Consider the following 13,346-nt stretch of genomic DNA (forward strand, 5'->3'; position numbering starts at 1 on the left):
CTGGGTTTGCCCACAATCTCTGTGCGCGTGCTTGTGGACAAGTTGTTTGTGATTACCTGCAAGCCTTGTAAATAAAGGCTTTGGAGGTTTTGTACGAAAAATGATCAAAGCAGGGTTTTGCGTGCAGCGTTGGTTCATTCGGGTGGTTTTTCAGCCATTTTATACGTTGTCCACAGCAGGCCGGGTGATTCGGACGAAGTTGTACCCAAAGTCTGTTGGCGCTTCTGTGGATAAGGTGTTCGCGCTCCTCTGTAACCCAGTGAAACTGTGGGCTACAAGGTTTTGAGCAAAAAATGTACAGGTGCAATGTTTGCAAGGTGATCTGGATAAGTGATTGTTATCCAGTACATTCTTGCGTCAGCGCAACGACTCACCCACATGAACGCTTTGAAGGCTGTGTGGATAAGTCATTTCGTCGCTATATTTTCAAGCCCGTCTCATCGGCTATGGCAGCAGGTACCTGACGCCACGAGGATTACTGCCATTTTTTCGGCAAACCGGGATAAAGTTTGCCGCCTGCTTGCTCCACCCAAAGCGCCCACAACGTTGGTGCACTACCTGGCTTCCAGTCTATTTGTGAGGTGTGAGGATTAAGACAGATATAGGTGTCGCCGCCATACGTCACTTTATCCCCCTCCAAATAGGATTGAGCTGTTTTCCACTCAGGAATCGCTGCGCTGGTCGAAGCTTGTACAACATTGCTTGGGCCAGACAGGTTTTTCTCTGTATCGAGCGCGCCGACAAGACACTGATACGTTTTAGCCGCTGTTAGTCCTTCCACAGTGTACTTGAGTGTTGTGGCGTCGAGACTCACTGTCTCCCCGCCAAAGGTTATGAGGCGGTAGGACGCGACACCCAGTGCACTGAAAGACGCGTCCCACTCTAATGAAACACTGGTCATTGTTGCAGCGGTCTGGCGTAAGTTGCCTGGTGGCGTAGGGCGATCGTCAGAGGGCTCGGACTTTGTAGTGACCAAGAGCGTTTCAGAGCGCTCAGAGCTGTTTCCCACGCTGTCAATCGCCTGGATCTGATAACCATAAAGACGGCTGTGCAAAACACTTGTGTCAGTAAAGGGTGCGCTTCCAACGCGCTGTAAAAAAACATTATCCCTGAAGAGGTCATATTGGACGTGAGCAACTTTCGCCTTGCTCCAGTCGAGCGTTACCGACGTTGTGGTCTGTTCGGTGGATTTGAAGTCGAGAGGCAGTGACGGGTTGCCGGGCACAGGTGTTTCGCCAGCGGTCTTGACCTTTAATACATTACTGACCTCTGACCACTGAAGTTCGGTATCTTGTGCAACGACGTAGTATTCATATTGAGTATCGGCAGTAACGTCGCTATCGGTATACGCGGTCGTTACGCTCGCGATCGTTTGAAAAGGCCAGCCATTGCGGCCAATTTGATACCTGACGATTTGGCTATCGCTGGTGGACGGTGTCCAGGTCAGTGACACACTGCTCTCGGTGACGTCCACGAGGCTCAATACAGGTGTCGTCGGTTTTGCATCGCCTCCGCCTTCACTCTGTGTACGCACGGTGAGCGCGGCCGAGAATTCGGATGTGTTGCCCGTGACATCAATTGCACGCACTTGGTAACTGTAAGCAGTACCGGGCTGAAGGCCGGTATTGTTATAAACAGGGTTGTCTACAAGAAAGGAGTCCGTACCGTTACGACGCAATTCATATTGCAAGACCGGTTGCGGGCCTTCCGAGAGCGACCAGTTCAGTTTCACCGACGTTGCAGTTTTTTCGGTTGATCTGAGATCAGCAGGTACTGATGGTTTTTCCGGTACAGGTGTTTCGCCTCCGGTGAGATAACCGTAGCGGTTCACGAACTCCCAGTTGTACTCCTCGCCGCTTTTGTTCTTGCCGGCATCCCAGTTGACTGACCAGGTCATCAGCCCGCGAATCGGATTGCCGGCGTCTTCCAGCTCTTGCAGTGCATCCTTGACGTCCTGCGGATCAACCACGTAACCGGTGGCGGCGGCGTCATTGTTGGTCGGTAGACCAATGGCCAGCCTGTCGGCCGGAATTTTAGTGAAGCCACGCGTACCGTGGATCAAGCTGTCGGTCAGGTAGTAAATAAACTCTTTCTTATGGGCGTCGTTGTTTTGAGTGACCCACAGGTTCAGCTCATCGACCCATATGCCATCGCCGCCCTGGTTATAATACTGTGGCGCGATAAAGTCATAGATGTCTTCCAGAGCGTTGATGTAGGCCAGGTAAGCGCCGCCGCTTCTCAACGATTCCAGGAACGTCACGACGTCTTTTAGAAACGGAAAGTACGCAGTGATTTCTTTCAATAAAGGCAGTTTTTTGCTGACTCTAAGGTAAGGAAATTCCGGGGCCATGCTGATGATGAAGTGCTTACCTTCTGTCTCGTAATACTCGCGCACCATCCTCAACGCAGCGGGTAATACGGTCTGGTTATCGGCAAAGGTAATAGCAGCTTGTTCAAGGTCGATATCCAGGCCGTCAAAGCCATAGGTTTCAACCAGACGAATAATTTCATAGGCCAGTGCATCTTCCTGACCGGCATGCAACTCAATATGCGCGTCAGCCCCGCCAAGAGAAATCAGCACTGCACGGCCTTGTGCATTGAGTGCTGCCACCTGAGCGCGAAACGCATCATCACTCAGGTTATAAGGTTTGAAGGTGGGAATGCCGGCACCTTTCATAAAGGCCACTGCCACAACGTTATACGCTTCGGGTATGTCGGTCAGCGCCATCTCTTTGAAGAGGCCTTGCTGGTAACCTTGACCGGGTTCGGAAGGCCAGTTATGCCAGAACCCCATGAGAATATTTTTGCCCCTTATATCCGGCATGGCCGAGGCGGCATCGGTTGTTTTGTTTTTATATTGATTAATGATTTTTGGGTTGAGCATAGTCCGTGTCTCCTTCCGTTGGATTGACTTCAACGAGAGTTGATCACGAGAGGGGTTTTCAGGTAACTGTCAGAAATGACGGTATCGGCGGAGGAGTTGTTGTGCGGGGGAAACGGGAAATTCGTCAGTCGACGATCGTTTGAGCAGGCTCACCTCGCTGGAGAGTGAGCCGTACTCAGTATTGCCAAGGGCAGGTGTGCCCTCTACTCGTGATTCACCGCCACGCCCTTCAGATAGGGTGCAGGCTCTGCCCCGAGGTTTTCCAGCATGCGCGAGCTGTACCAGTCGACGAAGTTGACCACGCCGAACTCATAGGTTTTCGAATAAGGCCCGGGTTGATAGGCGGTAGAGTTAATGCCACGCTGGTTTTCTTCGGCAAGACGGCGGTCCTGATCATTGGTGGCATCCCAGACCTGGCGCATGCGTTCCACGTCGTAGTCCACACCCTCGACTGCATCCTTGTGGACAATCCATTTGGTCGTAACCATGGTTTCCTGCGCACTGATCGGCCACACCGTGAATACGATGATGTGATCGCCCATGCAGTGGTTCCAGGAGTGCGGCAAATGCAGAATACGCATCGAGCCCAGGTCCGGGTTCTGGATGCGGCCCATCAGTTTTTTGCAGCCGACCTTGCCGTCCAGGGTCATCGACACCGTGCCTTTGAGCAGCGGCATGCGCACGATACGGTTACGCAGGCCGAAACTGGCGTGGGCGTAGGGGATTTTCTCGGCGTCCCACGCAGCAGCAGACGCGGCCACGTGATCCTTGAAGGCCTGATCGGCGCGCGGGTCTGTGACATCGTCCCATTCCAGCAGGGTTTTGAGCAGCTCAGGGTGCGAGCCACCGCAGTGATAGCACTCGCGGTTGTTCTCCAGTACAAGCTTCCAGTTGGCCTTTTCCATCAAGGTGGTTTGCACCGCCACCTTGGTGTTCTCCATATCATAGGGTTCCATGTAGTGCCGCAGCGTCGACAGGAACTCGTCGATGGCAGGCGGGTTTTCCGCCAGGCTGATGAAAATGTAGCCACCTGCGGTCTTGACGTGCACCGGCTTGAGGCCGAACTGCTTCATGTCGAAGTCGTCGCCCATTTCAGTGCCCGCATACAGCAGACGACCGTCCAGCTCATAGGTCCACTGGTGATAGTGGCAAACCAGTTTGGCGACCTTGCCTTTCTCGGCGGTGCACAGGCGCGAGCCGCGATGGCGGCATACGTTGTGGAACGCGTTGACTGCACCGTCCGGGCCGCGCACCACCAGGATCGGGTTCTTGCCGATCTGCAGCGTCAGGTAATTGCCCTTGGTCGGGATCTCGCACGTCATCCCGGCAATCAGCCACTCCTTGTGAAAGATTTCCTGCATGTCGATTTCAAACAGTCGGTCATCACTGTAAAAAGGCTGCGGCAGCGAGTAGGTGCGCTCGCGATTCTGCAGCATCTCGGCAGTGGCCTTGCGTGCAGGTTCCAGCGGATCGCCCAGGCTCAAGGTTGCGGTGACGTCCATCGATTAAATCCCTCATGACCGCGGCATGGGCGGCCTGCGAATGTGGCTGATACGGGTGTGATCGCGTTTCACGCATGACGATAGATCAGTCGACCATGCTTATGACCCTTGGTGGCGAGTGTGGAGCCGGGCGCGCAGCGAACCTTATCCATGGGCGACATGGCCGCATCCGTTCCCGACGCGACAGGCCTTGTTGCACGGGGCTGGTCGCGGTAAGTACGTGAATGTCGTTGATAGGTAAATGGCCGCCTCGCGCGTTACGCAGAATCCGCAGCATGAGAGGCCGACAGTCGGCCGTGGAGATCGAGTATGTCGCAAAGTTTCCTGAGCCCGGTCACGACCCAGACATGGGCCAACGGTCGCCACCTGGTACGTGTCGTCAAAGTCATCCAGGAAACCTGGGATGTGCGCACTTTCTGCTTCATGGCCGACCAGCCGATCATGTTCTTCTTCAAGCCGGGCCAGTTCGTGACCCTGGAGCTGGAGATCGATGGTCTGCCGATCATGCGCTCTTACACCATCTCCAGCTCACCGTCGGTGCCCTACAGCTTTTCGATCACCGTCAAACGCGTACCGGGCGGCAAGGTCTCCAACTACCTGCACGACACACTCAGTGAGGGTCAGGAATTGGCCGTGCACGGGCCGGTCGGGCTGTTCAATGCCATCGATTTCCCCAACCCGAAGATTCTCTACCTTAGCGGTGGCGTCGGCATCACGCCGGTGATGTCCATGGCGCGTTGGTTCTATGACACCAACGCCAATGTCGACATGGTGTTTGTGCACAGCGCCCGCTCGCCCAAGGACATCATCTATCACCGCGAGCTGGAACACATGGCCTCGCGGATCGATAACTTCAGCCTGCATCTTGTCTGCGAAAAGCATGGGCTGGGTGAGCCGTGGGCCGGTTATCGCGGCTACCTGAACCAGAAAATGCTTGAACTGATGGCCCCGGACTTCATGGACCGCGAGGTGTTCTGCTGCGGGCCGACGCCGTACATGGCGGCGGTCAAGCGTCTTCTACTGGAAAACGGCTTCAACATGGCGCAATACCATGAGGAGTCGTTCGGCGCGACACCGCCTGAAGCGCGGGCCGATGCAGTCGAGCAGGCCGAAATCGCAGCCGACACGCCGGATGTCGACGCCGCCGACCTGCATCAGGTGGAATTCACCGACACCGGCAAGAGCATTCGCGTGGCCCCGGGCGAAACTGTTCACGCCGCTGCCGCCAAACTCGGCCTGATGATCCCCAAAGCCTGTGGTATGGGCATTTGCGGCACCTGCAAGGTTATGAAGCTGAGCGGCGAAGTGGAAATGGAGCACAACGGCGGCATCACCGACGAGGATGTTGCAGAGGGCTACATTCTGTCCTGCTGCAGCGTACCGAAGGGGGATGTGCGGATTGAGTATTGAGCACGCCTGAAACTGTGTGACGCGGAGCGTCCGGAACGGCATACCCACGCGGAGCATGGGCACGATAGTGATCTCTCTGACGACTATCGTTCCTCACGCTCCAGCGTGGGAATGCCGTGGGTGACGCTCTGCGTCACAAATCTATGCCGCACCGCAGGTTCAAGACCGGACGCGGAGCGTCCAGAACGGCATGCGACGCGGAGCGTCGCACGATAGTTGGTGTCATCCTTCCGCACGCTCCAGCGTGGGTACGATGGGCATTCTTTCGGGTATCTATCGGTTACCTTCCACTGTGACTCTGCTTATAAGCCGCCAGCGCTGGCAGCAGTTGCTGGTCGATGGCCTGGCGGACGGCGGGGAGGAGGGTGGCACTGCCGGTCAGGAGTTGCTCTACCAGACGTCGCAGGGCTGTAGCGCGTTCGGCGTTCAGGCCGCAAACGGCTTGCGCGCAGGCTTGTTCAGCGGTTGCGCCGCCGGGTGCTTCGAAGCCCAGGGCTCTGAGTTGGCCGAGCAGGTCTTCCTGGTCAATCAAATCTGCGTGCATCATGGCTTCTGTTCCTTTGATCGGGCTTTTTTCCGATTCTGGTAGGGCAGACTGCCAAGGGCAAGTCCTGTGCGTCGCGCATGGCAGGATTGACTACAGGTACGTCGTTTTCAGTTCAGGTCGCGCTTATTCGATTTGCAGGTTTTCTATTGTGTTGTCGACCATGACCTTTGCCATTTCCACCAAGTGCATGATCGTGAGCGTCATGTCTCTTTGCGCGCCGGTCATGCTGTCGCTGAATTCGTAAGCGCTGGTTGCAGCACAGCGCAGCAGGTCGCTGGCATACATCAGCGCATCTTCATGGCTGACTTTGGGGCGGGCGTTGAAGAGGGGTGGGTCGGGGACGATTTTTAGCATGTGATGTATCTCCTGGAGTTTTAGAAGACCATCACCGTCGGCTACTAAGCGAGGGTGGTGATCATGCGCAGGTAGTAGCCCGGTCCAGGAACCCCGGTGCATCCGAAGATGCCCCACGCACGACCACCATAAAAAATGCAGGCCGTGAAAGGGCACCTGCACAAGGTGGCGCAATGCGCCTGGATTAACGAGGGCTACTAATCCTCATCGCTGAATATGCAGCGACGGGCGCAGAGTAGTGATCGAAATCGGCAGGCACAAGGGGGCGGGAGTTTCTCGGAAATTTCCTTCAAACGAAAGAGACGAGTCCCGCAAATTCGTTACAAATTCTTGTTCATTGCTCAGGTTTGCTAAACTGCGCAGCTTGCCAGGAGCTGCCATGAATTACCGTCACGCCTACCATGCCGGCAACCACGCCGACGTGTTCAAACACTTGACTCTGACTCGCTTGATCGCCCTCATGGCGCGCAAGGAGCAGCCGTTCGCCTATCTCGACACCCACGCGGGGTTGGGGTTATACGACCTCAAGGGCGATCAGGCCACCCGCACCGGAGAATGGCTGGAAGGCATCGGCCGTCTTTGGGATGCACCGGATTTGCCCGCGCTGGCCTCCGATTACTTGCAAGTGCTGCACGACATGAACCCCGACGGCGAGCTGCGCTACTACCCCGGCTCGCCGGAGCTGGCCCGCCGCCTGACTCGCGAGCGCGAGCGTGTGCTGCTCAACGAGAAGCACCCCGAAGATGGGCGTCTGCTCAAGGAAAACATGAAGGGCGATCGCCGCGTGGCAGTGCATCTGGGGGAAGGCTGGCATGTGCCACGCGCCTTGCTGCCGGTGGCTGAAAAGCGTGCCGTGATGCTCATCGACCCGCCGTTTGAGCAGCTCGATGAAATGAAACGTTGCGCTGTAGCGCTCAAGGAAACCATCGGGCGCATGCGTCAGACGGTGGCGGCGATCTGGTACCCGATCAAGGACCCGCGCCTGCTGCGGCGTTTTTATCAGGACCTGGCCGAGACTGGCGCACCCAAATTGCTGCGCGTCGAGCTGTTCGTCCACCCGCTGGACACCCCGGCCAGCCTCAACGGTTCAGGCTTGGCCATCGCCAACCCGCCGTGGGGCCTGGAAGAAGAGCTGCGTGAGCTGATGCCGTACCTCGCCCAGAAACTGGGCCAGACCCAGGGCGGCTGGAAGATGGACTGGTTGATTGCGGAGTAGGCTTGCCTGCATCCATCACTGCGTGCCCATGCGGAGCACTCAGCGTTGTACACAGATCCTGGCAAGCCCAGAAGGCTGTGTAGGGCATATAGGTGCGTACCGTGCAACGCTTCGCTGGTTCGCGATCTGCCGGGAACCGGCAGCAAAACCGCTTGCCTCGGTGCATCAGATACAGCCGAGTTGGCCGGTTTTGGGGCCGCTTCGCAGCCCATCGCGGACAAGTCCGCTCCTACGCCCTCCGGGCAGAAGCCCGGTTCCTGACGCCCCGGCAGGGGCGTGTCTCAAGCCGGCATGCACACACCCGTGCCGCCCAGCCCGCAGTAGCCCTGTGGGTTCTTGGCCAGATATTGCTGGTGGTAGGCCTCGGCAAAGTAGACCGTCGGGGCTTCTTCGATTTCAGTGGTAATTGCGCCTAGCCCGGCCTTGCTCAGTTCCGCCTGGAATTCTGCAGCGCTGGCCTTGGCGGCGTCGAGCTGTTCGGGAGTGGTGCAGTAGATCACCGAGCGGTACTGAGTACCGATGTCGTTACCCTGACGCATACCCTGGGTCGGGTTGTGCGCTTCCCAGAACACCTTGAGCAACGACTTGTAGCTGATTTTCTCGGGCTCGTAGACAACCAGCACCACTTCAGTGTGGCCAGTCAGACCGGAGCAGACTTCTTCGTAAGTCGGGTTCGGGGTAAATCCGCCCGCATACCCCACGACGGTGCTCACCACACCTTCCTGTTGCCACAGGCGGCGTTCTGCGCCCCAGAAGCAACCCAGGCCGAAGATGGCGAATTCCACATTGCTCGAAAACGGTCCCAGCAGCGGGTTGCCGTTGACGAAATGAGTTTCCGGAAGCGCCATAGGCGTTTCACGACCCGGCAGTGCTTGTTCGGCGGTGGGCAGTACGTTTTTGTTCACTAGAATTTCCGAGCGCAGAGTCATGAACCATATCCTCTCGTTTAGAGACAGGCAGCAGGGGCCAGGACAGATGAGCAGAGTTACATAGGTCCCGTTACACGCACAAACAAGTGCTGCCGTGTAATAACAGCCTGACAGTGTGCCCGAGAGAGCAGGGTGCAGGGAAGGTTGTCAGGCGGACGGACGACGCGGGTAGCGCTTCAGTTTCTCGATCAGCTCTTCGCCGGGGATAGGCTTGTCGAACAAATAGCCCTGGCCCACATCGCAACGATGACGGCGCAGGAACGTCAACTGTGCAGCGGTTTCAATGCCTTCGGCGACCACTTTGAGCTTGAGGTTGTGGGCCATCGCGATGACCGCAGAGGTGATTTCCATGTCGTCTTCATCATCCGGAATATCGCGGATGAAGCTGCGATCGATCTTGATCACATCAATGGGGAATTTCTTCAGGTAGCTGAATGACGAGTAACCGGTGCCGAAGTCATCCATGGCCAACGACAGGCCAAGCTTCTTCAGCGAGTCCAGCTGCTGGCGCGTGTCTTCGGTGGCTTCCAGCAGCAGGCCTTCGGTCAGTTCCAGTTCCAGCAGCGAAGGATCCAGCTCTTCTTCTCTGAGGATAGCGGCAATCGATGACACCAGCTCGGGGTCGGAAAACTGCTTGGGTGACACGTTGATCGCTACCTGCAAATTACCGAAACCAGCGGCGGTGAGGTCCTTGCTCATGCGGCAGGACTGGCGAGCGACCCATTTGCCGATGGGGATGATCAGGCCGGTTTCTTCCGCCACGCTGATGAACTGATCGGGGCGGATCATGCCTTTTTCAGGATGATTCCAGCGCAGCAGCGCTTCCATGCCCAGCAGACGACCGGTCAGCAGGCACAGCTTGGGCTGGTAGAACACCTCCAGCTCGTTCTGGGTCAGGGCGCGGCGCAGGTTGTTTTCCACAAACAGCTTGTAGCTGGCCTCGGCATTCAAGGCTTCGGTAAACACCTGAACCTGGTGCTTGCCGTTGGCTTTGGCCTTATGCAGTGCCAGGCCGGCGTTTTTCATTAAGGTCTGCGGGTCACGGCCGTGCAGCGGCGCGCAAGCAAGGCCCACCGAGCCGGTAACGCTGATCAGCTGATTATCGACGAACATCGGCTTGTCCAGCGTGGCCAGTACCTGAATGGCTGTGGCCTGTCCGGCTTCCTGATCCGTGTTGTCGAGCAGAACGGCGAATTCGTTACTGGCAAAGCGCGCCAGCACGTCGGACGGGCTCAAGGTGTTACGCAGACGGCGCGCCAGACTGATCAGCAGTTTGTCGCCGGTCTGGTGGCCAAGACTGTCGTTGATGCGCTTGAAGTTGTCGATGTCGACCAACAACAGGCTCATCGGCGTATCGGTGTCGCGGGCAAAGCGTTCGTCCAGATTGCGGATAAAGGCCGGACGGTTGCCCAGATTGGTGAGGTTGTCGGTGTACGCCAGGCGCTCGATGCGCTGCTGGGCCAGCTTGCTCTGGGTGATGTCTTCATAGATGCCGATGTAGTGCGTCAGCTCGCGATTATCGCCATACACCTTGGAAATCGACAGCTGGCCCCAGTAGGGTTCGAGGTTCTTGCGTCGACTTTTGAACTCGCCCTGCCAGCTGTTGCTGTTGGTCAGGCTGGAGTTGGCTTCCAGCAGCAACTGGTTGAGGTTTTCCAGCGCAGGCAGTTCCGAGAGCTTGTGCCCGGAGACCTCATCGGAACTGTATTGCGTGATCGCCGTGAAGCTTGGATTGACGTATTCGACCACGCCGTTGCAGTTGACCAGCAGAAAGGCGTTGGCGCTTTGTTCGACTGCACGCTGGAACAGGTGCAGCGCATTGGTCGCGGCTCGACGGTTATGGTTGTTGATGACCTGAGCGAACTGGTCGGCCAGCTCCCCGGCGAAGGCGATTTCGTCGGACTGCCACTCGCGTGTCGAGCCGGACTGTTCCAGGCAGAGCACGCCAATGACCTGGCCATCGATACGAATACTCGCATCGAGGACCGCCTTGTCTTCTCCAGGGTTCAGGCTTTCGGCCATTTCGCGGGTGCGCGGGTCGGTCTGGATATTGCTGGCGTCAATCGCCCTGCTGGTATTGAGCGCTTGGAGATAGGTGGGGTAGGCGCTGATATCAATCGGCGTACGCGACTGATAGTCGCCGCTTTCCCGACGATAGTCGGTGATCGGCTCAAGACGCTTGTCGGTGAGGTTCCAGATACTGACATGATCGACGTCATAAATGTCGCAGGCACTTTTGGTGATCAGCTTTGCCGCTTCCAGCAGGGTATTGGCTGTGGTGTAACGATGCCGGGTAAGGCGCAGGATCAGGTCCTGCTGGGCACGCACGCGTTCCAGATGGGCAAACTGGTCACGCTGGGCGCGCTGGTTGAGTTCAAGGGCAATCTGCAGGCGCAGGTTACGGGTTTCGAGATCGGAGTCAGTGGCGGTCTCGCTTTCTGTGACAAGGCCATCGACGATCAGAAAATAACCACGCAGCAGATGACGATTGTGCTGCTTGTAGGCTTCGCCGATTTCCAGCAAGCCAAGCGCGCCCTTGGGGCTGTGCAGGGTGTAGCGAATCAGGTAATTCGGAGAAGAAGCCAGTTGCTGCTGGATGTCGTCATGCAGTTGATAGCGTGCTTGCGGCTCCATGAGGCTGGCATAAGGGGATCCAATCAAGGCGCAAAGGTCGACGGCGGGCAGGCCGAACTGCTTTTCGCAATTCGGATCGAGAAACAATAGCGCCCAATTGGCTTCATTCAGCCGCTCGAAACGCAGCATGCCCAGGCGCGATGGCACTGGCAATTGCGTCACTACCTCGGCTGCGGATCTACCGGCAGCATCGGTTTGGCTTTTCATGAACAAACTCGCTTCCGGAATACTAGTCGCGACGGGCGTAAACCCCACTTTCGCGTATGGCAAGGTTGCATGATGCGGCTCGTGCTTACAAGAGACCACAGTGGCTTAGTGCTATAAAAGTGTCGGCCGATTGCCCAGGTTCTTCAATGTATCTGGTCGGATACTTGAAACTGCTCGTTTTTCGGGCAAAGTCCCTGTTTTAAAGGGGATTTCGCCATACAGGTTTGCTCCTGTCCGGAAGGGTTGTCAATCAAGTCGTCGCTACCCTGGCCTCCTTCGCTGGTAATTGCAGGAAAATCCCGGCGGCAAACATGGCCAGAACTCCGACGCTCAGGAACGTCAGCTGGAAAGCCTCCAGCACGCTGCTCAGCTCGCCGGTGGCCACTTCTTCGCTGAAACCGCCCAACAAGGCCGCAGCGCTTGCAACCCCAAGGCTCAGCGAAAGTTGTGCCACCACCGAGAGCAGGCTGTTGCCGCTTGCCGCGCTGGCATCGTCCAGATCGATCAGGGTGACGGTATTCATCGCGGTGAACTGCAAGGAGTTGACCGCACCGAGCAGGCCCAGATGCACCAGCAGAACCCAATAAGGCGTCTGCACATCGACCAGTGCCAGGCTTGCCAGCAGGATGCCCAGCAGCAATGTGTTACCGGTCAGAATGAGGCGATAGCCCATATGCTCGATCAGCCAGCGCGCTACCGTCTTGGCGAACATTCCTGCAGCTGCCAGCGGCAACATGCTCATGCCCGCCTCGGAAGGCGAATACCCCAGTGCCACTTGCAGCAGCAACGGGATCAGGAACGGCAAGGCTCCGCTGCCCAGACGGGCGAACAGATTGCCCAGAATACCGACCGCAAACGTTCGGGTGCGAAACAGCGAAGGGGCGAACAACGGCGATTCGATGTGCCCGGCGCGCAGCCAGTAGGCCGCCAGGCAGCCCATCCCGGCAAACAGCAGAAGCACCACGCGCATATGTGGCAGGTTCAGCTCGCCCAGCCCCTCAAGAGCAATGGTGATCAGCACCATTGCCGCGCCAAACAGGATAAACCCGATGCCGTCAAAACGCGTTCGACCGCCTCCGGGAAGGTCGGGGATGAAGTGTTTGACGGCATAGCAGCCGATAATCCCGACTGGAATATTGAGCAGGAAAATCCAGTGCCAGCTCAGGTACTCGACCATCCAGCCGCCAAGCGTCGGCCCCAGCAACGGTCCCAAAAGACCGGGCACGGTGATAAAGCCCATGATCCGTACCAGCTCCGACCGCGGATACGCACGTAAGACGATCAGGCGTCCGATGGGCAGCATCAGCGCGCCACCCAGCCCCTGAATCACCCGCGCCGCCACCAGCACATTGAGCGACCAGGACAGCGCGCACAGCAGCGAGCCGAAGCTGAACAGCAAAATGGCGCTGAAGAAGATGCGCCTGATCCCGAAACGATCGGCAATCCAGCCCGAGGCCGGGATCAGCAGTGCGATGGTCAGCATGTAGGCGATAACCACCGACTGCATGCGCAGGGGGTCTTGCGCCAGCGAGCTGGCCATGGACGGCAGGGCAGTGTTGAGGATCGTGCCGTCCAGGCTTTGCATGAAGAACGCAATGGCGATGACCCAGGGCATCCAGCGCAGGGTCTTTTCATCCATGATTGGCGCTGCTGAGTTCGACAT

Annotated in this window: 9 protein-coding genes; 2 read left to right on the top strand and 7 right to left on the bottom strand. The window is 57.3% G+C overall.

The annotated features are described in order from the left end of the window. Positions 1 to 475: 475 nt before the first annotated feature. Both RYC18_RS14275 and gbcA read right to left on the bottom strand, forming a co-directional pair. A complete protein-coding gene (locus RYC18_RS14275) occupies positions 476 to 2,884 on the bottom strand; it encodes a fibronectin type III domain-containing protein (protein WP_316886314.1) in 2,409 nt (802 codons plus the stop codon). 203 nt (positions 2,885 to 3,087) lie between these two features. Next, the gene (gene gbcA, locus RYC18_RS14280) at positions 3,088 to 4,386 is read right to left on the bottom strand and encodes a glycine-betaine demethylase subunit GbcA (RefSeq protein WP_002555658.1); all 1,299 of its coding nucleotides are present in this window, start codon (positions 4,384 to 4,386) and stop codon (positions 3,088 to 3,090) included. 309 nt (positions 4,387 to 4,695) lie between these two features. Between gbcA and gbcB the strand changes: the two genes are divergently transcribed. Continuing rightward, the gene (gbcB, locus tag RYC18_RS14285; protein ID WP_004654878.1) at positions 4,696 to 5,796 is read left to right on the top strand and encodes a glycine-betaine demethylase subunit GbcB; all 1,101 of its coding nucleotides are present in this window, start codon (positions 4,696 to 4,698) and stop codon (positions 5,794 to 5,796) included. Positions 5,797 to 6,076: 280 nt separating this feature from the next. Here the strand turns inward: gbcB and RYC18_RS14290 are convergent, their stop codons facing one another. Together RYC18_RS14290 and RYC18_RS14295 are read right to left on the bottom strand one after the other, a co-directional pair. Further along, positions 6,077 to 6,343 carry a hypothetical protein gene (locus tag RYC18_RS14290; RefSeq protein ID WP_039847315.1) on the bottom strand — a complete coding sequence of 89 codons (267 nt, stop codon included), beginning with the start codon at positions 6,341 to 6,343 and terminating at the stop codon, positions 6,077 to 6,079. Positions 6,344 to 6,466: 123 nt separating this feature from the next. Further along, positions 6,467 to 6,697: a DUF6124 family protein gene (locus RYC18_RS14295; protein ID WP_004654874.1), complete on the bottom strand. Its 231-nt coding sequence runs from the start codon at positions 6,695 to 6,697 to the stop codon at positions 6,467 to 6,469. 379 nt (positions 6,698 to 7,076) lie between these two features. On the opposite strand from RYC18_RS14295, the gene RYC18_RS14300 reads away from it, so the two are divergent. Continuing rightward, positions 7,077 to 7,913 (top strand): 23S rRNA (adenine(2030)-N(6))-methyltransferase RlmJ, encoded by an 837-nt coding sequence (locus tag RYC18_RS14300; protein ID WP_005744101.1) that lies wholly within the window; start codon positions 7,077 to 7,079, stop codon positions 7,911 to 7,913. 281 nt (positions 7,914 to 8,194) lie between these two features. Here the strand turns inward: RYC18_RS14300 and msrA are convergent, their stop codons facing one another. The 3 genes from msrA to mdtD all read right to left on the bottom strand — a co-directional run bounded on the left by msrA (position 8,195) and on the right by mdtD (position 13,346). Next, entirely contained in the window at positions 8,195 to 8,842 is a 648-nt protein-coding gene (msrA, locus tag RYC18_RS14305) for a peptide-methionine (S)-S-oxide reductase MsrA (protein ID WP_005744100.1), read from the bottom strand. A gap of 147 nt (positions 8,843 to 8,989) precedes the next feature. After that, entirely contained in the window at positions 8,990 to 11,683 is a 2,694-nt protein-coding gene (locus RYC18_RS14310; protein ID WP_316886315.1) for an EAL domain-containing protein, read from the bottom strand. 250 nt (positions 11,684 to 11,933) lie between these two features. Further along, positions 11,934 to 13,346, bottom strand: a complete 1,413-nt coding sequence (gene mdtD, locus RYC18_RS14315) for a multidrug transporter subunit MdtD (protein WP_016980685.1) — start codon at positions 13,344 to 13,346, stop codon at positions 11,934 to 11,936.

The organism is Pseudomonas syringae group sp. 247E2 (assembly GCF_032587795.1).
Lineage (GTDB): Bacteria > Pseudomonadota > Gammaproteobacteria > Pseudomonadales > Pseudomonadaceae > Aquipseudomonas > Aquipseudomonas amygdali.